Source organism: Streptomyces sp. NPDC048417, assembly GCF_040651615.1.
Lineage (GTDB): Bacteria > Actinomycetota > Actinomycetes > Streptomycetales > Streptomycetaceae > Streptomyces.
Map to the genome: position 1 here is coordinate 176,295 of NZ_JBEZKI010000010.1, position 24,204 is coordinate 200,498.

Annotated in this window: 14 protein-coding genes and 2 pseudogenes; 6 read left to right on the plus strand and 10 right to left on the minus strand. The window is 69.4% G+C overall.

Annotation, left to right across the window (positions count from 1 at the left end):
* Window positions 1-112: 112 nt before the first annotated feature.
* Window positions 113-4,357 carry a hypothetical protein gene (locus tag AB0D59_RS17930; RefSeq protein ID WP_362565811.1) on the minus strand — a complete coding sequence of 1,415 codons (4,245 nt, stop codon included), beginning with the start codon at window positions 4,355-4,357 and terminating at the stop codon, window positions 113-115.
* A 203-nt stretch (window positions 4,358-4,560) separates the two neighbouring features.
* Between AB0D59_RS17930 and AB0D59_RS17935 the strand changes: the two genes are divergently transcribed.
* Window positions 4,561-5,547, plus strand: a complete 987-nt coding sequence (locus AB0D59_RS17935) for a helix-turn-helix domain-containing protein (protein ID WP_362565812.1) — start codon at window positions 4,561-4,563, stop codon at window positions 5,545-5,547.
* Between the two features lie 562 nt (window positions 5,548-6,109).
* Entirely contained in the window at window positions 6,110-6,667 is a 558-nt protein-coding gene (locus tag AB0D59_RS17940) for a hypothetical protein (RefSeq protein WP_362565813.1), read from the plus strand.
* A 207-nt stretch (window positions 6,668-6,874) separates the two neighbouring features.
* Here the strand turns inward: AB0D59_RS17940 and AB0D59_RS17945 are convergent, their stop codons facing one another.
* The 7 genes and pseudogenes from AB0D59_RS17945 to AB0D59_RS17975 all read right to left on the minus strand — a co-directional run bounded on the left by AB0D59_RS17945 (window position 6,875) and on the right by AB0D59_RS17975 (window position 14,907).
* Complete coding sequence (locus AB0D59_RS17945) at window positions 6,875-7,315, minus strand: hypothetical protein (RefSeq protein WP_362565815.1); 441 nt, start codon at window positions 7,313-7,315, stop codon at window positions 6,875-6,877.
* Window positions 7,316-7,395: 80 nt separating this feature from the next.
* A pseudogene (locus AB0D59_RS17950) lies at window positions 7,396-7,527 on the minus strand (tyrosine-type recombinase/integrase); the annotation flags it as partial.
* Between the two features lie 149 nt (window positions 7,528-7,676).
* Window positions 7,677-8,501 (minus strand): hypothetical protein, encoded by an 825-nt coding sequence (locus AB0D59_RS17955; RefSeq protein WP_362565816.1) that lies wholly within the window; start codon window positions 8,499-8,501, stop codon window positions 7,677-7,679.
* A gap of 415 nt (window positions 8,502-8,916) precedes the next feature.
* Window positions 8,917-9,831 (minus strand): IS3 family transposase, encoded by a 915-nt coding sequence (locus AB0D59_RS17960; protein WP_362565818.1) that lies wholly within the window; start codon window positions 9,829-9,831, stop codon window positions 8,917-8,919.
* A gap of 17 nt (window positions 9,832-9,848) precedes the next feature.
* Window positions 9,849-10,034 (minus strand): annotated as a pseudogene (locus AB0D59_RS17965) (IS3 family transposase); the annotation flags it as partial.
* A gap of 373 nt (window positions 10,035-10,407) precedes the next feature.
* A complete protein-coding gene (gene ppdK / locus AB0D59_RS17970) occupies window positions 10,408-13,128 on the minus strand; it encodes a pyruvate, phosphate dikinase (protein ID WP_362565819.1) in 2,721 nt (906 codons plus the stop codon).
* Between the two features lie 555 nt (window positions 13,129-13,683).
* Window positions 13,684-14,907: an ROK family protein gene (locus tag AB0D59_RS17975; protein ID WP_362565820.1), complete on the minus strand. Its 1,224-nt coding sequence runs from the start codon at window positions 14,905-14,907 to the stop codon at window positions 13,684-13,686.
* A gap of 120 nt (window positions 14,908-15,027) precedes the next feature.
* Between AB0D59_RS17975 and AB0D59_RS17980 the strand changes: the two genes are divergently transcribed.
* The 3 genes from AB0D59_RS17980 (at window position 15,028) to AB0D59_RS17990 (ending at window position 21,088) form a co-directional block, all read left to right on the plus strand.
* Window positions 15,028-16,473: a hypothetical protein gene (locus AB0D59_RS17980; RefSeq protein WP_362565821.1), complete on the plus strand. Its 1,446-nt coding sequence runs from the start codon at window positions 15,028-15,030 to the stop codon at window positions 16,471-16,473.
* A gap of 64 nt (window positions 16,474-16,537) precedes the next feature.
* On the plus strand, window positions 16,538-18,475 hold the full coding sequence (locus AB0D59_RS17985; protein ID WP_362565823.1) for a glycogen debranching N-terminal domain-containing protein: 1,938 nt from the start codon (window positions 16,538-16,540) through the stop codon (window positions 18,473-18,475).
* A 993-nt stretch (window positions 18,476-19,468) separates the two neighbouring features.
* The gene (locus tag AB0D59_RS17990) at window positions 19,469-21,088 is read left to right on the plus strand and encodes a sulfatase-like hydrolase/transferase (RefSeq protein WP_362565974.1); all 1,620 of its coding nucleotides are present in this window, start codon (window positions 19,469-19,471) and stop codon (window positions 21,086-21,088) included.
* 115 nt (window positions 21,089-21,203) lie between these two features.
* On the opposite strand, the gene dusB is transcribed toward AB0D59_RS17990, so the two are convergent.
* Entirely contained in the window at window positions 21,204-22,391 is a 1,188-nt protein-coding gene (dusB, locus tag AB0D59_RS17995) for a tRNA dihydrouridine synthase DusB (protein ID WP_362565824.1), read from the minus strand.
* A gap of 131 nt (window positions 22,392-22,522) precedes the next feature.
* On the opposite strand from dusB, the gene AB0D59_RS18000 reads away from it, so the two are divergent.
* A complete protein-coding gene (locus AB0D59_RS18000; protein ID WP_362565825.1) occupies window positions 22,523-23,974 on the plus strand; it encodes an MFS transporter in 1,452 nt (483 codons plus the stop codon).
* Here the strand turns inward: AB0D59_RS18000 and AB0D59_RS18005 are convergent.
* A complete protein-coding gene (locus tag AB0D59_RS18005) occupies window positions 23,971-24,102 on the minus strand; it encodes a hypothetical protein (protein WP_362565826.1) in 132 nt (43 codons plus the stop codon). The two genes, AB0D59_RS18000 and AB0D59_RS18005, sit on opposite strands and share 4 nt — an antisense overlap.
* Window positions 24,103-24,204 lie beyond the last annotated feature (102 nt).

The following is a 24,204-nucleotide window of genomic DNA, read 5'->3' on the forward strand; positions in this document are numbered from 1 at the left end:
ACGCAGGCCGCCCCACGCCTGCATCTCCTCGGTGCGCCCGCCCCCCCCCCCCGGCCGGCGCGGCCCGCCCCCCCCCCCCCCCGCCACCCGGGTGGTCGAGCAGCGGATCGGGTCAGTAGGAGAACTGCTGGATCTGGCTGCCGTCGCCCGCGTACGTCCAGCCGGTCCGGGTCGCCGGGTCGAGTTGCATGACGCGCTCGCGATGGTTTTCGAGCCGGCCGTTGTAGGACCCGAACAGCGGGTACTCGACGCCGGTCACGGTGCGCACCGTCTGGCCCGTCTTCAGGTCGACGACGGCGATCCGGCCGGTGGCGTTGTTGTCGCCGAAGCCGTACTGCTGAAAGCCGCCCGTCGGCTTCAGGTCCGGGACCCGGAAGGCGAACAGTGCCAGGTGGTGCACGCCGTCAACGGCGAGCGCGAGGGGCGCCTGGGCCATTCCGAGGTTCACCTGATCCCCGCTGGGCAACTGCGCGAAGTACCCGGTGCCGGCGAAGTTGACGCTGAATGAGTGGTACCACGTTTCGTAGAGGTTGCCCTTCTGGTCGGAGGCGAGGTCCGTGGCACAAGGGGATCCCCCCTGGCTGCGGGTGACCGTTGCGCTGTCCAAATCGATCGCGGCCACGGTGCCGGACCCGACCGAGGCCAGGCAGTTGATGGCCGACCCGGACTTCTGCGCGGAGAAGACGCCGGTCGACTCGTCCACGTCCAGCAGGCCGTACGGGGTTCTCCCATCCGGGGTGGGGTCGAGCTGGAGCGGCGTCCCCTGAGTGCCGGTCGCCGTGTCCACGGGCAGGACGAAGCCCGCACGGTCGCTCGAGCGGTAGGCGAGCACCGCCGCACGATGGCGCTTGGCGTCCACCCGCCCACCCGTCACGACGTACTGGTCGTCGATCCGGACGGGGCTGCCGACCGCGTTGCCGGTGCTCGTGTCGTAGGTCTCGAGCCACTGCTCGCCGGTTGTGGTCTGCTTGTGCAGGACCAGCGTGTGGTGGGCGGAGTCGACGCCGAACACCTCGTAGATGGAGCCGTACGCGGGATCGCTCGTCAACTTGCGTCCGTAGGTTCCGGTCGCGGCGTCGTAGTCGTACACCGAGCCTTCACCGGTGGGGCTTTCGACCGCCGCGACGGAGGTGCCGCCGGGGACGATCGCGAAGTTCGTCAGGTTGGTGCCGTCGGGGGCCAGTCCGTCGTCGTATCCCAGCAGCGACGTCGGCGAAGCCTGCCCGACTGTCCTGCCGTGCCGGTCGACGGCGAACACCCGCAGGTCGTAGGCGATCGATGAGGGCAGCTTGAGCGCGAGGGCGTCGAGTGCCGCCGTGCCTCGGGTGCCCGTCAGCGAGCGGTCGAGCGTGGCCGGGCTGTCCACCCCGTTGTGGTCGCGGGTGGTGCCGTTCTGATTGCTGACCAGGTTGTACGAGCCGTACATGTTCGGCCCGGGCGCGGAGAACTCCAGCAGCGCGCCGGTGGCGCCCTTGACCCGCGATACGTCGTAGTGCACGGAGAACTGCGGTGCGGCCCGGTTGATCTCCAGCAGGTGACCGAAGTCTCCGGATGCCTTCGCGGCCAGGGTCGGCGCCGCCGGGCGTTGCGAGGGGGCACCGCCGTCGACCCGGATCGAGGCGAACTCGCCGTATGCCGGGCCACCCCTGGAGCCGGCTGTGGGGTTCTGGAGGATACCGATCCCGTAGATGCCGCCGCCGGCGGAGAAGGCGCCGGCCGGGACGGAGACCGTGCCGCGAAGTCCCGTCAGCGGGGCGGTGTAGGAGGCGGAGAAGATGGGCGCCGCCGCGGGGTTCCAGTGGCCGACTCCCGACACGACCAACTTCGGCGAGCTGACGTTCCGCACTCCGGTGAGGTCGTAGCTCACCTGCACGGAGTGCCCCGCCTTGACCACGGGCCGGACTACCGGGGCGAGTGCCTCGGCGTAGCCGCCGTCGGTGGGGCCGAAGGTCAGCTCGTGGGTGGCCGAGGCCAGCACCTGGTTGCCGTGGCGCACCTCGAAGGTGGGCGAGACCTGGCGGTCCATCGTGGAGACGACCGGCAGTCCGGCCGCGGTCAGCATCTGCGCGGGGGTCAGCCGGATCGCCGGCACGTCGGAGGTGAACTCGTGCTTCCCGATGCGCAGCGCGTAGCTGACGCCCTGCCGGTCGGGCAGGCCGGTCACGTCGGCGCCGATGGTCACCGGTCCCACCACGCCCTCCCCGGTGGCGCCGGCGCCCGTGCCCGGTCCGGCCAGGTCGATGTAGCCGGGGTCGGTGCCTTCGGTGTACGCGCCGCCGAGTCCGCCCGTGGTCTGGCGATGCGCCACCGAGAGCCGGACGATGCGGGGCGCGCCGGTGTGGGCATGGCTGCCGGGCGCCTTGGCCAGGACCGCCTGCACAGCGGCGGTGACGTCGAGTTGCGGGCCCACGTGCAGCGGCTGGTCGATCTGCGGCGGAGTGGGCACGGCCCGGCCGGTGCGCTCCAGCAGCGAACGGACGTCGTCGGGCGACGGGTGCTGCCCGGTCAGCCGGGAGGCCTGCAGGACGACCGCGGCGGCGGCCGCGATCTCGGGCGCGGACGCCGAAGTGCCTCCGTTGAGGACCTCCGTCACCGACTGCGCGGTCTGGCCCTGGTGTTCGAAGGCGGGGATGCCGTCGCTGGGCGCCGAGACGTCCACGCGCGTACCGAATCCCGAGGAGAAGACCCCGGAACCGTTGAGTCTGGTGGTCGCCCAGGTCCCGTCGGCCGACGCGGCTCCGCCGTTCTGCGGCGGAACGGACAGCGTGTCGTCGGTCGTCGTACCACCCGCGGCGATCGCGCCGGAGTCCAGCACCTTGCTGGGCGTGGTCGACAGCTGGTCGTCGTCGATCCGGGTGGTGTCGGCGGCCTTGCGCGTGACGTCGGTCGCGGTGCTGCCACCGTCGGGCCCGACGGCCGCATTGGTGTACAGCCTGGTCCCGTCGTTCGACGAGACCACCACGGTGATGCCGTACTGCTGCACGATCGACGCGATCACGGCCTGCTGGACCGGGTCGTCCTCCAGGTAGCGGCCGGGGAGACCCGCGGCGTCGGTGCCGTAACCGAGGCTGGCGGTGATCACGTCGGGTCGCGGCTGTTGCCGGGCCGCGGCCAGCAGCGCCACCGCGATCTGGCTGAACGTCGGCTGCTGCGGGACGACCAGCCGGTAGTGCGCGCCCGGGGCGATGCCCAGCAGGTCGGCGGACCCGCTGCCCTCCATGCCCGAGCGCTGCAGGTCGTGCGGAAGCGGCGCCATCACGGAGAAGTCCAGCAGCACCTCGCCCAGTGCGGGGTCCTGTCCCTGGGTCGATCCGGTCGGGTCGAGTGCGCCGGTCGGGTCCGCGGTGTAGGTGGGGATCAAGGGCATCGTGGGGATGTCCAGGTACCGCTGGCCGTTCTGGACGACGGTCGTCGGCCCGCTCGGGGCGAGGTCGGGCGTCCCCTCGTCGGTGAGGTCGCCGACCGAGACGTTGGTGATGGTCTCACCAGTGCCCGGCAGCTGGCCGAACTTCTGCTTCAACACACTGAAGGCACCCGTCGCGTTGACGCCGCCGGCGTTGAGGAAGCTCTGCACCGAGGTGCCGAGAGCCGCGTTGCCGGGCACACCGTCGGAGCCGGTCGCACCGCCGTCCTGCCCCTTCCCCTTCTCCGACGAGCCGGCCTTTCCCGCCGCGGCGCTCACCGAGGAGGGCAGCGGCACGGAGCCGGTGTTCATGGGGGAGACGGTCTGGTCGGGCTCGGCGTAGACGACACCGGGTGTGGCGGCCAGCGCCCGGGCAGCCGCCGAGGCGTCGCCACCGGCGAGTTGGACGACCTGGACCTTGGACAGGTCGATCGCCCCGGAGCCCAGCTTCGTCTGGGCGGCCGAGCGCAACTGCTTCGCCTGGGCGGCCGACAGTTCCGGCACCAGGGGCCGCATGGAGACCGCGTGGGCCCGCCGGAGCGCGGTGTTGACCGCGGTGTCCGAGGTCAGCGGGGTACGGGCCTGCAGGTTGTGCTGCTTGCCCAGCGACGTGCCCGTCACCTCGGTGGCCGAGCCGAGTACCGCAAGGACCTGGTGAGGGCTGTTCTTCGCCGACTGCGCGGGGGTGGGCTTCAGGAACGGGCGCCACGGACCGAGCGCGGAAGATCCGGGTGTGGAGGGCAGCGCGGCCCCCGCACCGGCCTGTGCCGCTGATGAGCTGCTGCCGAGCGGGGTCCTGACGGCCGGCGACCGGCCGGAGTCAGTGGCCGCGGAGCCGGACCCGGGGGAGCCTGAGGGAAGCGCGGCCGCGGGTATCGTTACGGCCGCGGTGATGGCCACGAGCGCGACACCGACGGCACCAAGCCGTCTGCCGCGCGTGTGGGCATACGTCATGGGACACCTTTCTCAAGGAGCGAATCCGCGAGCACGGATCCGCACCGGAAGGCTCTGCCCGCTCGGACGTGCGCAGGACAGCGCCGACTTCAGCGTGAAAGATGTCAACCGCGACCAACGAAACACAAGGTTAAGAGGCTGGCGGATCTCTGCCAGGTGGCGGAAGCCGCCACGGAAATGGGCGGAGCGGTATGGAATTTAGCGTGCTCGGGCTTGCGGAAGAAACAGAACACGTCTACGTGGCACTGGTCCGGCAGCCTCGTGGCACCTCTTCGGAGTTGGCCGACGTCTGCGGCATGCCCGCGACCACGGTGGGAAGACTGCTGTCCAAACTGGTCAAGGCCGGGCTCGCCGTGCAGGACGCCGGACGCCCGCCACGCTTCACCGCCACTCCCCCGGATGTCGCCGTCACCGCGCTGATAGACCAGCGCGAGCACCAGCTCAAGCAAGCACGAGCCCTGGTACAGCGGTTGACCGAGACTCACCGGGAGGCGGCCCGGATCAGCCAGCGCGACATGGCCGTCGAACTGCTCACCAGCCGTGAACACATCAACGCCACAGTTCTCCGCCTGGCTGTCGACGCCCGCCACGAGGTGCGGGTGTGCGACCGGCCGCCCTATTTCGACGGCCCCGGCAGCAGCCTCGACAGCCAACTCCAGCAGCAGCGGCGCGGCGTGATCTACCGGGTGATCTACGACCGCGAGGCGGTGGCCTGGCCCGGCAGGCTGAACAACGACATCGTGCCCAGCATGAAGGCAGGCGAGCAGGCGCGGGTACACCCCGAGTTGCCCCTCAAACTCGTCATCAGTGACGACCGGGCGGCCATCCTCCCCTTCACCCTCGGACCCGGGGGCCAGTCAGTCGCCTACCTGGTCCACCGCTCCCCCGTGCTCGTCGCCCTGGAATCGCTCTTCGAGGCGCAATGGGAGCGCGCGGTGCCGCTGTCGGACACCCCGCTGCCACCCGGCGACGCCACCACCGCGGCGGAATCCGAGGGCGCAGAGCCTGACGAGGAGACCCGGTCCCTGCTTGCCCTGCTCGCCTCCGGCCTCACCGACGCGGCCATCGCGCGCGCCCAGGGCTGGAGCGAGCGGACCACCCAGCGTCGCGTCCACCAACTCATGTGCCAACTCGGCGCCTCCACCCGCTTCCAGGCGGGCATCACCGCCACCCGACGCGGCTGGCTGTGAAACGAGTACGAGCGGGCGTGACCCCCGTACTACAGCCTGATGACGCACCACGGGCGGCACCACCGCACAGAGTGTGCAGCTGACTTCCTGAGCTGGGAAGCCAGCCCTTCCCTCGTACCCGAGGGCACTCTCAGGGCACGAATTTCTCGGACGGTAGTGCAGCAGGCGGACGTACACATGTGACCCGCCTACCCGTCCACGCCGCAGCACAACGCGACAGACACGAGGCGCAAGTTCGCGAGTCGGCCCAGGCGCCGCACCTGCCGCACGCACCCCGCCCTTTCGTGATCTCGCAGGCGCGCCCGCGTCCCGAGGAACCGATGACGTTGCGGTGGGCGCAGTGGGTCGCGCCGGGATGCGTCTGCGTTGCGAACGGTCCACACTTGCATTAGGGCCCGTCAGGCAACAAAGGCTCCATCCCCTCCGTTTCGTCGCGTTTCCGAATTCCGTTCGAGTGCCCCACCGCCGTAAGGCGCCTTCCTTGTGCGCAGGCTGCCGGAAACAGCCCGCATCATCCAACGGTCAATTGCGAGCGGGCAGCAACTCAGAAAGGGTGATGAGTATGGCCATCAATCACGAGACCGGCACAGGGGAGGGCCTATTCGAACTTCGACCGGCTGTGGTGAGGGCGGACAACGGTAACCTCAGGCACGTTGAGGAGCGGGAGATCGAGGTGCCATCGAAACTGATGGAGGATCTAAGTTTCGGCCTCCCTGCAGATCAGAGCCCGATCAACTATGTGCTCACCAAGACGGTTCAGTACGAGCGGGTCGACTTGCATGACGAGGGATACGGAGCGACCGTCGGGGCAATTGCCAACCTCACCCTCACAGTCAAGAAATGGCGCCACCACACACCCGCTCGGATCGACCTCACTGCACAAGGTGACGTCATTGCTATCAACTACAGTTCATTCGGACCCTTCCAGCTGTGGTTCGACTTCATTGGCGATGAGGTTGTTGCCTATTACACGTGGTCCTCCGAGCTTAATCTGCACTGCGGGACAGGCGGATACCATTTCACCAACTTCAAACAGGAAACTAATACTGACTGGTTCTCAAAATGGACGGACACCCACCTGTCACCTTTCACCGACTTGCGCACGTACCGTTGCTACTAATGTGTTTGCGTAGGCACCTTGGCCGGCCGTCCGGACGAGGCGAGGGCCTCGCGCTCCTCGGCGACCACAAAAGGCTTTTTCGGCCCGACAGCCGAGTTCGCCGCGCAGGTAGGTGACCCTGGTTCGCAGCCGATGCGGGTCGGGCGGCAGGACGGACACGGCTTCATTAAGGGGGTCATGGCGGCGCCCAAGAAGTGAGCCGTGCCGCTACGACTCCCTGGTGAACTTCACGTCCAGCCCGCACGGCGCATCCCGGTCGTCCGTCGCGCACAGTGCCTTGCCGCCGTCCACCACCGCCAGGTCGATACGGCAGTTCTCGGCCGCTCCGTGGAACGAAAGGCCGATCCAGGAACCGGCCTTGACGGCCTTCTCCGAGATTTCGGTGCCGCCGCCCTCCGTGACATAGAAAGCCCAACCGCCTTCGGAGGGTTTTCCGGTGCACATTGCCGCGGTAAGGTTCTTCGAATCGAGACTGCTGGCGGAAAACGTCCGGTCGGCGGCAAAGGTGAACTTCTCGCCGTGTGGTCCCGCCCAGTTCCCGGTGATGCGGTCGGCCGCGACCTCGGTCGTCGACTGGCTGCCCGCACACGCAGTGAGCATCAAAAATAGCGCTAGGGCGGCGAGTGCTCTCAGGACGGTTCGGTGCACGCGGCCACCATAACTGATGATGACCCGCCTTAGCCGAGAGCCTCCTCCATCATGCTGGCCGTCCGGTCTTCTTCCGCCTCTCACAAGTGGGCGTACACGTTCAGCGTGATCGATGGCTTAGCGTGACCAAGCTTCATCTGCACCTGCTTCGATATCGCCCCATTCTCGATCAGGACCGAGGCGTAGAGGTGCCGCAGATCGTGAAGCGTCGTATCATCGCTGACTTTCGATGGCCGAGGTCAGAACCACCCCTGCAAACCTGACTATTCCCCCAACAAGACAGAATGAGCCCAATCCGCTCCGCTGACTCAATGCTCCACACGTGGCGCTTCGTCTTCAGTTCCAATGAGTGTGGCCTATGTCAGCACTTATAGCGGCCCTGACCCAGAGGGGTGCACTCCACGATGCCATTAATGGAATGCTGGAAGATCTGCTTCGGTTGTTCCGGGAAGCCGTGAACGGTGAAGCCCTTGCCTTTATTGGTAATGTCTTGAGTATGGGTCCCCTCTGAATCGACGTAAGTGGCCTCGAACGCCTTCCATGTACAGTCTTCGAACCCAGAGGTGACTTGCACCCTCAACCCTCCGGGTGTCGCGCCGTTCCCCAGGTCGATCTTTTTATATTTGAAGAAGGGTTCCGCGTAGTGCTTCTCCTCATCTCCGGTGATGAGTGGGGTGTCGATGGACCGCCCCGGGTCGAAGAGCATGCCCTCGTAACTGCCGCCGCCCTCTTCCTTGGTGATGATGACTGTGGTCGCTTTGGCTGGCGCGCATCTCAGCCCCTTCATCTGAATTTCGTTAATCACGAGCGCAGCTTTTCTGTCGCTGATGAGGTCTATCAGCCATTCCTCGGAGTATCCGGGTGATTTGACCTTCATGAGGGGGTGGTCTACGTCGGAGTAGTAGACAGCTCGCCCATGATGAACCTTGGAGAAGGAAGCGAGGTCATCCGGATGTCCAAGGATTTTCTTCTTTTCCTCTGCAGAGAAAGGGGAATTGAAGATTGTAGCTTCGGGGTATTGAGTGTCCAAGCGTACGCTTGCCGAGAATGCGGGACCCTCACGATCAACTTGGTCTTCGGCTTCGTTGGCGACCTGCGCGTCGTGCTTCGCCCAGAACCACTCCCCGCCCTTAGCCCAAACGGAGGCGAGCAAGGCACTCGCAATCAATGAGCCCAGCCAAATCAAGATCTTCCGGTTCCGTCTGTGAGGATTCGGATCCGCTGCTCCCGGTAGGACGTGACCAAGTACGTCCTCCATCAGCGACGGCTGGGTCGAAGGTTGCCGTCCCGCCTGCGTTGACGCGCTGTCGCTGCTTGATTCACCAGGCTGGTCGCCGCTTCCCGGTTGCGGGGTAGGGGGAGGCGTTGCAGGGGGTGTTCCAGTATCGGCCATTGGCGGCAGCCTCACTGAGTAAAGCACTGTATGTGATGGAGGGTTGATGTTACGTCACGGCTGCTCAGTGGCTCCAGTGGGGCGGATTGAGCCAGGCTGGTGTGAAGTAGCACTAGGTATGTCATCAAGCGAACGTCGATCAAGGTCCAGCACTGGTCTGACCCCGCCTGCAGGTGCCCGGGTGGGGTACAGCAGCGACGTGTGGCAGCTACAGCAACCAACCCTGATCGGACACGATTGGTGTGGTGGTCAGGCTGCGAGTGCGGTCTCGTAGTCGGCGGGACTGAGGTAGCCGAGGCTGCTGTGCAACCGGTGCAAGTTTGTACCAGCTCTCGATCCACTCGAAGATCGCGGTGCGGACGGCGGCTCTGCTGGGCCAGGCGCTGGTGCCGAGCAACTCGCGTTTGATGGTGGCGAAGAACGACTCGGCGAGCGCATTGTCCCGGCACTGTCCGGTGCGGCCGACCGACAGCCGAATGCCGAGCTCGTCTGCCAGGGCAGCGAATTGTTGGCTGGTGTACTGACAGCCGCGGTCCGAGTGGAAGATCACTGGACGGGTGGGGCGACGCTGTCGGCAGGCTGCTTTGAAAGCGTCGGCGACCACATCGGTTCGCAGGTGATCGGCGGTTGCCCAGCCGACGACGCGGCGGGAGGCGATGTCGATGACGGTGGCAAGGTAGAGCCCGCCCTGATCGGTCGGAATGTACGTGATGTCGCCGCACCAGCGAGCGTCCAGCCCGGTGGCGTCCGGCCGGAAGTCCCGGACGACCAGATTGGGCCGGGCGGCGGCCCTCGGGTCCGGGACTGTGGTCAGGTGTCGCCTTCTGCGGTGCCGCCCTTGAAGTCCGGCGTCCCGCATCGGCCTGGCGACGCGGCGACGACCGCAATCCTCGCCCTCCCGTTGCAGGACGGCGTGGACGCGCGGGGCGCCGTAGGTGCCGTGGGAGTTCTCGTGGGCTTCGGTGATCTTCTCGGTCAGCTCGGCATCGCGGACCGCCCGCGGGCCGGGCCGGCCGGTGCGGCGGGCATAGAAGGCGGTTCGGGAGACCTTCAGCAGTTCACATGCGCGCTTGACGTTGTGGCCGCTCTGCTTCTCCGCCTCGATGAACGGGTGCACCGTCACCGGGTCTCCTTCACGAAGAAAGCCGTCGCACGCTTGAGGACCTCGACGTCCTCCCGCAGCCGGCGGTTCTCCCGCCGCAAGGCCGCCAGTTCCTCGCGTTCGCTGCTGGTCAGGCCATCGCGCTCGCCCGCGTCGACCTCGGCCTGGCTGACCCACAGCCGCACCGCCGTCTCGGTCAGATCGAAATCCTTGGCGATCTGGCCGACCGAGCGGTCACCACGTCAGCACAGCTCAACTATCTCGGCCTTGAACTGCGGCGTGAACGAACGGAGGTCCGGCCAGGTGCCGAGGTTGGTCAGTGGGTCACGCCCGGCCCGCGCGCTCGGCGGCTATCACGGCATGTGACGGGTCCAGGCACAACGAGGGCACAACGGCTTCAGCGAGTTCAACGGCAACCAACGCCAGCAAACGCCGTTTAGCCTGGTCAGCGGCTTAGTTTGACAGTCCCCGCAGTTAATGCACCAAGGGGCGGCACCCCCGCACAGGGTGCCGCCCCTCTCTTGCGTGCCGGGGCCGCCGTCCATCGGTCTTGAGGGTCGGGGACGGACGGCGGACCCGGGGTTCAAAGGCAGCGCCTCAGCGGTGGTCGCTGCCTGCCGACTGCGTCGCCGCACGGCCCGCCTCCAGGCGGGCCACCGGGATACGGAACGGGGAGCAGGAGACGTAGTCCAGGCCCACCTCGTGGAAGAAGTGGACGGACTCCGGGTCGCCGCCGTGCTCGCCGCAGACGCCCAGTTTCAGGTCCGGGCGGGTCGCGCGGCCGGCCTTCGCCGCCGCCGCCACCAGGGAGCCGACGCCGTCCCGGTCGATCGTCTCGAAGGGGGAGACGCCGAAGATGCCCTTCTCCAGGTACGCGGTGAAGAAGCTCGCCTCCACGTCGTCCCGGCTGAAGCCCCAGACCGTCTGCGTCAGGTCGTTGGTGCCGAAGGAGAAGAACTCCGCGGCCTCGGCGATCTGGCCCGCCGTCAGGGCGGCACGCGGGAGTTCGATCATCGTGCCGATCGAGAGCTTGAGGCTGGTGCCGGTCGCCGCTTCCACCTCGGCGATGACCTGGTCGGCCTCCTCGCGGACGATCTCCAGCTCCTGGACCGTGCCGACGAGGGGGATCATGATCTCGGCGCGCGGGTCGCCCTTGGCGTTCTTGCGTTCGGCCGCGGCCTCGGCGATCGCGCGGACCTGCATGGTGAACAGGCCGGGGATCACCAGGCCCAGGCGTACGCCGCGCAGGCCCAGCATCGGGTTCTGCTCGTGCAGGCGGTGGACGGCCTGGAGGAGGCGGAGTTCGTTCTCGTGCGGCTCCTGGCGGGACTCGGCGAGGGCCACCCGGACCGAGAGTTCCGTGATGTCCGGAAGGAACTCGTGCAGCGGCGGGTCGAGGAGGCGGACCGTGACCGGGAGGCCGTCCATGGCGGAGAGGAGTTCGACGAAGTCCTTCTTCTGGAGCGGGAGCAGGGCCCCGAGGGCCTCCTCACGCTCCGCCTCGGTGTCCGCCAGGATCAGGCGTTCCACCAGTTCGCGGCGGTCGCCGAGGAACATGTGCTCGGTGCGGCACAGGCCGATGCCCTGGGCGCCGAAGCGGCGGGCCCGCAGCGCGTCCTCGGCGTTGTCGGCGTTGGCGCGCACCCGCAGCCGGCGCTTGCGGTCCGCGAACGCCATGATGCGGTGCACGGCTTCGACGAGTTCGCCGGCGTCGTGGGCGCCCGCGTGCATCCGCCCTTCGAAGTACTCGACGACCGGGGAGGGCACGACCGGGACCTCGCCCAGGTAGACCTTGCCGGAGGAGCCGTCGATGGAGATGACGTCGCCCTCCTCGACCACATGGCCGCCGGGGACCGTCATCCGCCGGCGCTTGGTGTCGACCTCCAGCTCCTCCGCGCCGCACACGCACGTCTTGCCCATGCCCCGGGCCACCACGGCCGCGTGGGAGGTCTTGCCGCCCCGGGAGGTCAGGATGCCCTCCGCCGCGATCATGCCGTCGAGGTCGTCGGGGTTGGTCTCGCGGCGGACCAGGATGACCTTCTCGCCCGAGCGGGACCACTTGACCGCGGTGTACGAGTCGAAGACCGCCTTGCCGACCGCCGCGCCCGGCGACGCCGCGATGCCCCGGCCGACCGACTGTGCCTTCGCCTGCTCGTCGAAGCGGGGGAACATCAGCTGGGCCAGCTGGGCGCCGGTGACGCGCTGGAGGGCCTCGGTCTCGTCGATCAGCCCCTGGTCGACCAGCTGGGTCGCGATGCGGAACGCGGCGCCCGCGGTGCGCTTGCCGACGCGCGTCTGGAGCATCCACAGCTGACCGCGCTCGATCGTGAACTCGATGTCGCAGAGGTCCTTGTAGTGGTTCTCCAGCGTCTCCATGATCTGCATCAGCTGGTCGTACGACTTCTTGTCGATGTTCTCCAGCTCGGCCAGGGGGACCGTGTTGCGGATGCCCGCGACCACATCCTCGCCCTGCGCGTTCTGGAGGTAGTCGCCGTAGACGCCCTGGTGGCCCGAGGCGGGGTCGCGGGTGAAGGCGACGCCGGTGCCGGAGTCGGGGCCGAGGTTGCCGAAGACCATGGAGCAGACGTTGACCGCGGTGCCGAGGTCGCCGGGGATGCGCTCCTGGCGGCGGTAGAGCTTGGCGCGGTCGGTGTTCCAGGAGTCGAAGACCGCGCGGATCGCGAGGTCCATCTGCTCGCGCGGGTCCTGCGGGAAGTCCCGGCCGGCCTCGGTCTTGACGATCTTCTTGAACTTGGTGACGAGCTTCTTGAGGTCGGCCGCCTCCAGCTCCGTGTCGACGGTGACCTTCTTGGCGGCCTTCGCCGCGTCGAGGGCCTCCTCGAAGAGGTCGCCGTCGACGCCGAGGACCGTCTTGCCGAACATCTGGACGAGCCTGCGGTAGGAGTCCCAGGCGAACCGGTCGTCGCCGGCCTGCTTGGCCAGGCCCTGCACGGACTTGTCGGAGAGGCCGATGTTCAGGACCGTGTCCATCATGCCGGGCATGGAGAACTTCGCACCGGAGCGGACCGAGACCAGGAGCGGGTCGTCGGCCTGCCCGAGCTTCTTGCCCATTCGCTGCTCCAGCGCGTCGAGGTGCGCACTCACCTCGTCACGCAGTGCCACCGGTTCCTCGCCGCTGTCGAGGTAGACCTTGCAGGCTTCCGTCGTGATCGTGAAGCCCGGGGGAACGGGGAGCCCGAGGTTGGTCATCTCGGCGAGGTTCGCGCCCTTGCCACCCAGGAGGTCCTTGAGGTCCTTGTTTCCCTCGGTGAAGTCGTAAACGAACTTCGCTACGTGGGGTTCTTTGTTTTCCGACACGGGTCTCGACTCCCTGAAGGACGCGGTGGCTGCCCTGACGGCGAGGAACATACCCAGATCGAAGGCGCCTGGGTACGTCTACTCGCGTGTCATGCGCCCGTAACCGATCGTCCGCCACCGGATCGAAAGTCAAAGCTTGGCAAGCGGAGACGGGCTGATGTTTTCACTTCTTGAACGCAAGATCGCTCAGGGCCGCACTATTTCGCTCAGATGAGCGGAGTGACTGCACGTCTGATTTCGATCGATGAACGATCAAGGGGTGGCACCCAGTGCCACCCCTTGGAGAAGTGCAGTCGCTCATGATCCGCTCATCTGAGCGCAACCCTTATCAAGGGTGGCGAGAATCACGCTGCCACAGACGCCGGGATTTCACCATGCGGACACGGAATGGACGCGGAAAGCGGACGGAAACACCCGCGTCATCTCCCCCCTGACAGCCGTACCGGCGGCCTGCGCCGGCCATGCCGTCCCGTCGGCGACGGACATGCCGTCCACCCGCGCCGGCCATGCCGTCCCGCCGCTGACAGCCATGCCGTCCCACCGACGCCGGCAGCCTCACATCCCGAGCGCCAGCAACCGTTCCTCGACCCGTTCCGGCGCGTACAGATGCTCCACGACCTGCGCCCCGGCGCCGATCAGCCCCGCCCGGTCCCCCAGTCGTGAGGTCACGACGTCCAGGTGGGCGGTGGAGCGGGGCAGCGCCCGCTGGTACAGCAACTCCCGCACGCCGGTGAGGAACGACATGCCCGCCAGATCCCCCGCGATCATCAGCACGCCCGGATTCAACAGGGTCACGACCGTCGCCAGTACGTCCCCGACCCGGCGGCCGGCCTCCCTGGCCAGTGCCGCCGCCTCCGGATGGCCCGAGGCGAGCAGATCGCGCACATCTGAGCCGGAGGCCGCCGGAACCCCGGCCTCCGCCAGCCGCCGGGCCACCGCGCCGCCGCTCGCGACGGCGGCGAGGCAGCCGTACGAACCGCAGCGGCACTGCGCCTCGGCGCCCACCCGGATATGGCCGATGTCCCCGGCGCCGCCGTCGATGCCCCGGTAGATCGAGCCGTCGACCACCACCCCGGCGCCGATACCCGTGGAGACCTTCACCAGCACGAACGCCGAGCAGTCCGGGTGACTCGTGCGCTGTTCGCCGTACGCCATCAGGTTCGCGTCGTTGTCCACCAGGACCGGGACGCCCGGCGGCGCGCCCGTGTGCTCGGTGAACGCCCTGGCCATGCGGCCGCGTATGTCGTAGCCGTCCCAGCCGGGCATGATCGGCGGCTGCACGACCCGGCCGGTCTCGGTGTCGACCGGGCCCGGCACCGCGAGGCCGATCCCGCACACCTCCGTCGCCAGGTGGCCGGCCTTCTCCAGCAACTCGGCGAACCAGCGGCCGAGTTCGGTGAGTACGGCGTCCGGGCCGTCCTGGATGACCAGCGTGCCGGAGTGCTCGGCCAGGAGCTCGCCGGTCAGGGAGAGGACGGCGGCCCTGGCATGGCGGGTCTCCAGGTCGGCGGCGAGGACCACCGCGTGCGAGTCGTCGAATTCGAGGGTGATCGAGGGGCGGCCGCCCAGTGGGGAGTCGACGGGGCCGCCGGCGCCCTCGCGCAGCCAGCCCGCGCGGAACAGCCGGTCCAGGCGCAGGCCGACGGTCGCGCGGGAGAGTCCGGTGGCCTGCTGGAGGGCACCGCGGGTCACGGCCCGCCCGCTGCGCACCAGCTCCAGCAGTTCGCCCGAGCTCGCCTGTCCGCCGCCCTTGCCGGTCCTGCCGGGACGTCCGGTCATGCGCACCCCCTTGTGTTTCTCAAGCTTGCATTACATATTGAGTTTTGCGTGTTAAATAGACGTAACCCTACGGTAGCCACAGCCAAACCCGGTCGGCCGGACGTCTTCGGGGAGCCCCGCGTGGATCGCACTGCCCAGCTCACAGCCCATGCGCTCGGTTCCGGGATCGCATACGATCCACCGTCCACACGCGCCCCCGGTACCACCGGCTCAGGGTCCCTGCACGTCAGAGCCGCACGGGTGCTCGCCGACAACTGGACCGGCAGTTCGACCGTGCCGTCCCGGAGCCTGTACCCGCACCAGTGGTCGTGGGACTCGGCGTTCGTCGCGATCGGCCTCAGGCACCTGTCGCCGCTGCGCGCACAGACGGAACTGGAGACGCTGCTGGCCGCCCAGTGGGCCGACGGGCGGATCCCGCACATCGTGTTCAACCCCTCCGTGCCCCTCGACGCGTACTTCCCGAGCCCCGACTTCTGGCGTTCCTCGACCGCGGGGCGCGCCGCGGGCGCCCCCCGCACCGTACAGACCTCCGGGATCGTGCAGCCGCCGGTGCACGCGCTGGCCGCCTGGCTGGTGCACCTCGCCGATCCCGGTCTGTCGCGGGCGCGCGGCTTCCTGGCCACCGCCTACCCCCGGCTCGCCGCCTGGCACCGCTATCTGCTGCACCGGCGGGACCTCGGCGGCGGCGGTCTCGCGTCCGTCGTGCACCCCTGGGAACAGGGTATGGACAACAGTCCCTGCTGGGACGCCCCGCTGGCCCGCGTCGCGCCCGCTCCGGCGCGCTCCTTCCACCGCGCCGACCTGGACCACGGCGCCGCCGAGGACCGGCCGACGGACCTGGACTACGGGCGGTACGTGCGGCTGGCGACGGACTACCGGGACGCCGAATACGCCGACCGGCGCCGCGAGTTCGCCGTCGAGGACCCGGCGTTCAACGCGCTGCTCATCGCCTCCGAGTACGCCCTCGCGCGGATCGCACAGGAGTTGGGCGCCACGGGGACGGCACGGCACGCCCGCGCGGAGCGGCTGACGGCGGCGCTGGTGGACCGGCTGTGGGATCCGGAGCGGGAGATCTTCCTCTGCCGGGACCTGCGAGGCGGTGGCGGACTGATCCCCGAACGCGGGGTCTCGGGTCTGATCCCGCTGATCCTCCCGGAGTTGCCGCGCGAGATCGCCGCCGCGCTCGTCCGGACGCTCGGCGGCCCGCACTTCGGCACCGGCACGCATCTGGTGCCCAGTTACGACCTGCTCGGCGCGGCCTTCGACCCGCACCGGTACTGGCGCGGACCGGCCTGGGCCAACACCGGCTGGCTGCTGGAGCGGGGGCTGCGCGAGCACGGCGAGCGGGAGCGGGCGGACGCGCTCGGCGAGGCGGTCGTACGGACGGCCGACGCGACCGGGTTCGCCGAGTACGTCGACCCGTACACCGGTGAGGCGTGCGGCGCGACCGGGTTCAGCTGGACGGCGGCGCTCGCGCTCGATCTGCACCACCGGCGGCACGCACCGCACGACGAACGCCAAAAACCTCAGAGGCGCGAAAAGCGTCAAAGTATGGACAAGAGCTGACAAAACGAGGTGTCTTCGACGGACACCGCACGTTCGACCTGTGGGACAAAGGAGGGGACCGGGGATGACGGACCGGCATCATCTGCTCGTGCACGGCGCGACGTTCGCCGCCGTGGACGACCGCGGAGACATCAGCGGCGTCCGGGGCAGCGGCTCCCCGGACGGGTTGTTCGTACGGGACGCCCGGCACCTCAGCCGCTGGCAGCTGACGGTCGACGGGGCGCTGCCCGAGGTGCTCACCCCGGTCGCCGACGGGGACGGCACCCGGTGTGTGCTGGTCCCGCGCGGCGGCCGCCAGGAACCGCCCGCGCACACCCTCTTCCGTGAACAGGCCGTCGGCGACGGCTCGTTCGCCGAGTCCCTGCGGGTCACCAGCAACCGTCCGGTGCCGACCACCATCCGCCTCGCGATCACCGCCGACGCCGACTTCACCGACCAGTTCGAACTCCGCGCCGACCACCGCACCTACACCAAGTCCGGCGCCGTACGCTCCCGCCAGGCCCTCGACGACGGGGTGGAGTTCGGCTACCGCCGGGGCGAGTGGCGGTCCTGTACGACGATCACCGCCGAGCCGGCGCCGGACGGCGTCGAGGAGACCGGGACCGGCGCCCGGCGCATGGTCTGGACGCTGGAACTCCCGCCGCACGGCACGGCCGAGCTGGTCGTACGGGTCATCGGGCGCCCGCACGGCGACCGGCGGGCCCTGCGCGTCCCCCGCGACCCGGCCGCGCTGAACGAGCAACTTCTCGCCCTGGAAGGGGAGTTCGTAGAAGGCGTGGCCTTCCCGACCGGCTGGCCGGAGCTGGCGGCGGCCTGCGCCCGCGGCCTCTCCGACCTCGCCGCGCTCCAGGTGCCGGCCACCGGCCCGGACGGCGAGGAACTCAAGGTCCCCGCCGCGGGCGCCCCTTGGTTCCTCACCCTGCTCGGCCGCGACGCCCTCATCACCTCCCTCTTCGCCCTCCCCTACCGGCCCCGGCTGGCCGCCGCCACCCTCCCGGCGCTCGCCGCCACCCAGGCCACCGAGGCCGGCGCGCACTCCGTGGCCCAGCCCGGGAAGATCGTCCACGAGGTACGGCACGGCGAGCTGGCGCACTTCGGGCAGGTGCCGTACGGCCGCTACTACGGCTCCGTCGACGCCACCCCGCTCTTCCTGATCCTGCTGGGCGCGTATGTGGAGCAGACCGGGGACACCGGCATGGCCCGGCGCCTCGAACGCAACGCCCGCGCGGCCATCGGCTGGATGCTCGACCACGGCGGGCTGACCTCACGCGGCTATCTCGTCTACCGCGCCGACAAGGGCGGGCTCGCCAACCAGAACTGGAAGGACTCCCCCGGCGCGATCTGTTCCGCCGACGGCAGCCGGCCGGTGGGCACCGTGACGGCGGCGGGCGCGCAGGGATACGCCTACGACGCGCTGCGCCGGACGGCATGGGTGGCGCGGACGGTGTGGGCCGACGAGACCTACGCGGCGCTGCTCGAACAGGCCGCCGCCGATCTGCGGGACCGGTTCCAGCGCGACTTCTGGATGCACAGGTCCGCCTTCCCCGCGCTGGCCCTGGACGGGGAGGGCCGGCAGGTCGACGCGCTCGCCTCGGACGCCGGGCATCTGCTGTGGTCCGGGCTGCTCGACAAGGAGTACGGGGAGGAGGTCGGACGGCGGCTGCTGGAACCGGACTTCTTCTCGGGGTGGGGGGTACGGACGCTGGCCGCGGGACAGGCGGCGTACCACCCGTTGTCGTACCACCGGGGGTCGGTGTGGCCGCACGACAACGCGCTGATCGCGTTGGGGCTGGCGCGGTACGGGCTGCACGACGAGGCGCGGGCCGTGGCACACGGGCTGGTCGACGCGGCGACGGCCGGCGGGCATCGGCTGCCGGAGGTGCTGGCCGGGTACGGGAGGGACACACATCCGGAGCCGGTGCCGTATCCGCATGCGTGTGTGCGGGAGTCCCGGTCGGCGGCGGCTCCACTGGCGCTGCTCACCGCCGTGGGCGGTGCGTAAGGGGTTGGGCGATCGCTGCGGGGCGGCGGGGTTGTTCGCGCCCGCGCGGCGAAGCCGCATATCGACACAGCCCCGCACCCCTGTCGAGGCGCTGTATTTGCCCCTTGTTTGCCGAAAGACCTGAACAGGGGGCTTGTGTGAGCCGTACGGGAAGGCGGCGGGCCGGGACATCCCAGGCATTGGCCCGCCGATTCCGTTTCACGGGTCTCGCACGGAAGGACCTCCGGGTTGCCTCAGCACACGAGCATTCGCCAGTCATCGGACACGCCCTCCGGGCCGTCCGAACGCGAGGGCGCACCGGAGGAGTCCGAGGCCCTGACGTCCGAGCGGAAAGCGGCTCCCGAAACCTCCGAGCCCGCCGCCGACACGACCGCGGAGCCCGAGGAGCCGGCCGTGCAGAGCGCCGCGCCGGATGCGGAGCCCCGGGGATCCGAACCGGCATCCGCCGCCGAGCCCGAGCCCGAACCGGCATCCGCCCCCGCACCCGAACCGGAACCGGCATCCGCCGCCGCGGCCGCGGCCGAGCAGTCGACGCCCGCCGCGGAATCCGCCGACGCCGAGTCCGATTCCGAGCCCGATTCCGGCCCCGATGCCGCATCCACAGCCGACCGGGAAGCCGCACCCACCGCCGACCCGGAAGCCGTCTCCGCCGCCGACCTGGAAGCCGTCTCCGCCCCCGACCCCGGAACCACACCCACCGACCGGGACGCCGCGTCCGCCGCCGACCCGGAAGCCGTCTCCGCCGCAGACCCGGAAGCCGTCTCCGCCCCCGACCCCGGAACCGCACCCACTGACCAGGAAGCCGCGTCCGCCGCCGACCCCGAAGCCACCCCCACCGCCGGAAGCGGACGCGAATCCGGCGCCGGTGACGCCTCGGACGCCCCCGCTCCCACCACCCCCCGCCGTCGCGGCTGGGCGTCCTGGAGTGGGCGGGTTCGGGTGTGGCGGGCGGCCTGGCGGGATGCTCATCCCGGCGCTGCCTCCGCGCTGTCCATCGGTGTCACCGTGCTGTGCGCCGCGCTGGTGATCGCCGCGCTGGTGATGCCGAACACCGTCGTCGGGCTCGGGCCGGCGAAGTTCCTGCGGATACCGTCCGAGGGGATCATCGCGGCCGCCGTCGCGCTGGCGCTGCCCCGGCGGCCCCGGATCGTGCTGGCCGCGGTGTTCGGCGTCGTGCTCGGTGCGCTGACCCTGATCAACTTCCTCGACATGGGGTTCAACGAGTACCTCGGCCGGAGCTTCAACGCCATCCTGGACTGGAGCCTGCTCAGCGACGCGGAGTCGTACCTGGAGGACACCCTGGGCAAGACGGCCACCGTCGCCGTCAGCGTCGGTGCCGTCGTCCTCGTGGTGCTGCTGTTCGTGCTGCTCGCCCTGGCGACGGTACGGCTGAGCAATCTGCTGGCCCGGCATCCGGGGCGGGCCACCCGCGGCACGCTGATCGCGGGCGTCGTCTGGATCACCTGCTCCTCCTTCGGCCTCCAGATCGCCGGCGGTGTGCCGCTGGCCTCCGACCGCACCGCGAGCGCGCTGGAGATCAAGGCCCGCCAGGTGCGGGACACCCTGCACGACGAGGCGGAGTTCCGGAAGGTCGCCAAGGTGGACGCCTTCGGGAACACCCCGGCCGACCAGCTGGTGCCGGACCTGCGCGGCAAGGACATGATCTTCACGTTCATCGAGAGCTACGGCCGCAGCGCCATCGAGGACCCGATCATGGCGCCCGGTGTCGACAAGACGCTCGACGCCCAGACCGAGGCACTCACCAAGGCCGGTTACGCGGCGAAGAGCGGATGGCTGACGTCGGCGACCTACGGCGGCAGCAGCTGGCTCGGGCACTCCACGACCATGTCGGGGCTGTGGGTGAGCAACCAGCAGCGCTACCGGACCGTCATGGCCAGTGATCACCTCAGCATCACCAAGGCGTTCCAGAAGACCGGTGACTTCGACACGGTCGGTGTGATGCCGGGCATCCAGAAGGGCTGGCCGGAGCAGAGCTACTACGGCCTCGACAAGGTCTACAACGCCTTCCAGCTCGGGTACAAGGGACCCAAGTTCAGCTGGTCGACGATGCCCGACCAGTACGCGCTCCAGCAGTTCCAGGACCGGGTGCACAGCAAGCAGCCGGCCGACGGCAAGTCACGGATGTCGTTCCTCATCCTGACCTCCAGCCACCAGCCGTGGGCGCCGATCCCGAAGATGGTGCCGTGGGACCAGCTGGGCGACGGTTCGGTCTTCGACGCCATCCAGAAGGCCGGCAACAAGGCGTCGGACGTCATCGCCGACACCACCAGGTCCCGCCAGGAGTACGGCAAGTCGATCCAGTACTCGGTGACCGCGCTCACCCAGTGGCTGGAACGCTACGGCAACGACAACACGGTGCTCGTCTTCCTCGGCGACCACCAGCCGATCGCCCGGGTCAGCGGCAACCACGCCAGCCGTGACGTGCCGATCTCGATCGTCGCCAAGGACCCGAAGGTGCTGGACGCGATCAACTCCTGGAACTGGACCGACGGTCTGCGCCCGGCGCACAACGCCCCGGTGTGGAAGATGAGCTCCTTCCGCGACAGGTTCCTGACGGCCTACGGCTCCACGCCGCACCCGAAGACGAACTGACGCTCAGGACTCCGCCGTCGCCACCCGCGCCCCTTCGACGAACTCCTCCAGGCACCGCGTGCATCCCTGGCGGGCCTCGTCGAAGGGGTCGCGGGCGTCGAGGCCGCCTCGGGCCTCAGCCGCCGGAGGTGTCCAGTTCGGCGTCCTCGCCGATGCCGGCGCAGTCGTAGGGATCCTTCAGCCAGCCGTCCGGCAGCACCACCCGGTTGTTGCCGGACGTACGGCCGCGGGGCCCTTCGGCGCCCGTGGGCCAGGGCTGGTCGAGGTCCAGCTCGTCCAGGCCGGCGCGGAGTTCGGCCAGCGAGGAGGTGATGGCGAGGCGCCCCCGCATCTCGCTGCCGACCGCGAAGCCCTTGAGGTACCAGGCGACGTGCTTGCGGAAGTCGACGACTCCCTTGGCCTCGTCGCCGAGCCACTCGCCGAGCAGCGTGGCGTGCCGGACCATGACCTCGGCGACCTGGCGCAGGGACGGGCGCGCGATGTCCTCGTGGCGGCCCTCGAACGCGGCGACCAGGTCCGCGAACAGCCACGGCCGGCCCAGGCAGCCGCGTCCGACCACCACTCCGTCGCAGCCCGTCTCCCGGACCATCCTGAGCGCGTCCTCGGCCGACCAGATGTCGCCGTTGCCGAGGACCGGGATCTCCGGGACGTGCTCCTTGAGGCGGGCGATGGCCTCCCAGTCGGCGGTGCCGCCGTAGTGCTGGGCGGCGGTGCGGCCGTGCAGCGCGATCGCCGTGACGCCCTCCTCGACGGCGATACGGCCGGCGTCGAGGTAGGTGATGTGGTCGTCGTCGATGCCCTTGCGCATCTTCATGGTGACCGGGAGGTCGCCGGCGCCGCTCACCGCTTCGCGCAGGATGGCGCGCAGCAGGTTGCGCTTGTAGGGGAGGGCCGAGCCGCCGCCCTTGCGGGTGACCTTCGGGACCGGGCAGCCGAAGTTCAGGTCGATGTGGTCGGCCAGGCCCTCCTCCGCGATCATGCGGACGGCCTTGCCGACGGTGCCCGGGTCGACGCCGTACAGCTGGATGGACCGGGGCTTCTCGCTCGCGTCGAAGCGGATCAGCTGCATGGTCTTCTCGTTGCGCTCGACCAGCGCCCGCGTCGTGATCATCTCGCTGACGAACAGCCCCTTGCCCTCACTGGCTCCATCCTTTGCCTCGCCTCCGGCGAAGGCTCCGCCTCCGGCGAAGTGCCGGCACAGGGTCCGGAAGGGCGCGTTGGTGATCCCCGCCATGGGGGCGAGGACGACCGGCGGCCGGGCGGTGTGCGGGCCGATCTGGAGCGGGGTCGTGGGCTCGGGCATTCCCCCATTGTCCCGTATGGCCCACGGTGCTCGGCCGGCCTGTGGACAACCGCCTCTTCCACACCCTCCGTCACGATCATGTAGCACTCATTAGTTAGACGCACTATCGAAGTGGGCGTACGATGGAACGCATGCCCGAGCTGAGCCCCCGCCGTCGCATGCTCGTTCTCGCGATCTGCTGCATGAGCCTGCTGATCGTGAGTCTCGACACCACCGCCCTCAATGTCGGCCTGCCGTCCATGCAGCGCGAACTGCATGCCTCGACGGCCGGTCTGCAGTGGACCATCGACGCCTACACCCTGGTGCTGGCCTCCCTGCTGATGCTCGCGGGCTCCACGGGCGACCGGGTCGGCCGCAAGAAGGTCTTCATGACGGGCCTGGTCGTCTTCTCGATCGGCTCACTGCTCTGCTCCCTGGCGCCGAACCTCGACTCGCTGATCGCGTTCCGGATGGTCCAGGCGGTGGGCGGCTCGATGCTCAACCCCGTGGCCATGTCGATCATCACCAACACCTTCACCGACCCGCGTGAGCGGGCCCGGGCGATCGGGGTGTGGGGTGCGGTGGTCGGCATATCCATGGCCGCCGGCCCGCTGGTCGGCGGCCTGCTGGTGGAGTCGGTCGGCTGGCGTGCGATCTTCTGGGTCAACATCCCGGTGGGCCTGGCGGCGGTCCTGCTGACGCTGCGCTTCGTGCCGGAGTCCCGGGCGCCCAAGGCCCGCCGCCCCGACCCGGTCGGACAGGTGCTGGTGATCGCCCTGTTCGGTTCGCTGACGTACTCGATCATCGAGGCGCCGACGGCCGGTGCGGGCACGGTCCTGCCGTTCGCCGCGGTGGCCCTCGTCGCCCTGGCCGGCCTGCTCTGGTACGAGCCGAGGCGTGACGAACCCCTGATCGACCTGCGCTTCTTCCGTTCGGCGCCGTTCAGCGGCGCGACCGTGATCGCGATCAGCGCGTTCGCCTCGCTCGGCGGCTTCCTGTTCCTGTCCACCCTCTACCTGCAGAACGTCCGCGGTCTGGACGCCCTGCACGCGGGCCTGTGGATGCTGCCGATGGCGGTCCCGATGTTCCTGTGCGCCCCGCTGGCGGGCCGTCTGGTCGGCAGCCGGGGCCCGCGCCTGCCGCTGGTGATCGCCGGTGTCGCGATGACCGCCAGCGCGGTCCTCTTCGCGGCGTTCGAGGCGGAGACGTCGGACACCTCCCTCTTCCTCGGCTACGTCCTCTTCGGCATCGGCTTCGGCTTCGTGAACGCCCCGATCACCAACACGGCGGTGTCGGGCATGCCGAGGTCCCAGGCGGGCGTCGCCGCCGCGGTCGCCTCGACCAGCCGCCAGCTGGGCCAGACCCTGGGCGTCGCCGTGATCGGCGCGGTACTGGCGTCCGGGATCGGCTCGTCGCCGTACGCCGGCACGTTCGTGGGCGCGGCGCGGCCGGGCTGGTGGATCCTCGCGGGCTGCGGCCTCGCCGTCCTGCTCCTGGGCGCCCTGACGAACGGCCGCTGGGCCCGCGCCACGGCCGAGCGGGCCGCGCAGCGACTGGCGTCACCGGAGATACGCGAGGCCGTGGGGTCGGCGGGGCGGGTTTAGCCGTTCGGGTGGGGCAGCGGTACGTCGGTGATCTGTCTGCACGCGCTGTGCGGCTCTCCGTAGCCGGTACGCCTGGCCATCCTGCACTCGGCGGACAGCGCCGCCCCGTCGGTGACCGGCGCGCTCATGCGCACCCCCGCCACAGCACGTCGGCGAGCCTCAATGCGACATCCGCGCGCACTCGCCCCAGGTCGATCAGGTTCAGGGCGGGGGAGGCCGCGCCCGCCGGG

Coding starts and splice junctions, on each gene's coding strand:
- AB0D59_RS17930 (WP_362565811.1), bottom strand. CDS start 4,357: ATGACGTATGCCCACACGCGCGGCAGACGGCTTGGTGCCGTCGGTGTC.
- AB0D59_RS17940 (WP_362565813.1), top strand. CDS start 6,110: ATGGCCATCAATCACGAGACCGGCACAGGGGAGGGCCTATTCGAACTT.
- AB0D59_RS17975 (WP_362565820.1), bottom strand. CDS start 14,907: ATGACCGGACGTCCCGGCAGGACCGGCAAGGGCGGCGGACAGGCGAGC.
- AB0D59_RS17985 (WP_362565823.1), top strand. CDS start 16,538: ATGACGGACCGGCATCATCTGCTCGTGCACGGCGCGACGTTCGCCGCC.
- dusB (WP_362565824.1), bottom strand. CDS start 22,391: ATGCCCGAGCCCACGACCCCGCTCCAGATCGGCCCGCACACCGCCCGG.
- AB0D59_RS18000 (WP_362565825.1), top strand. CDS start 22,523: ATGCCCGAGCTGAGCCCCCGCCGTCGCATGCTCGTTCTCGCGATCTGC.
- AB0D59_RS18005 (WP_362565826.1), bottom strand. CDS start 24,102: ATGAGCGCGCCGGTCACCGACGGGGCGGCGCTGTCCGCCGAGTGCAGG.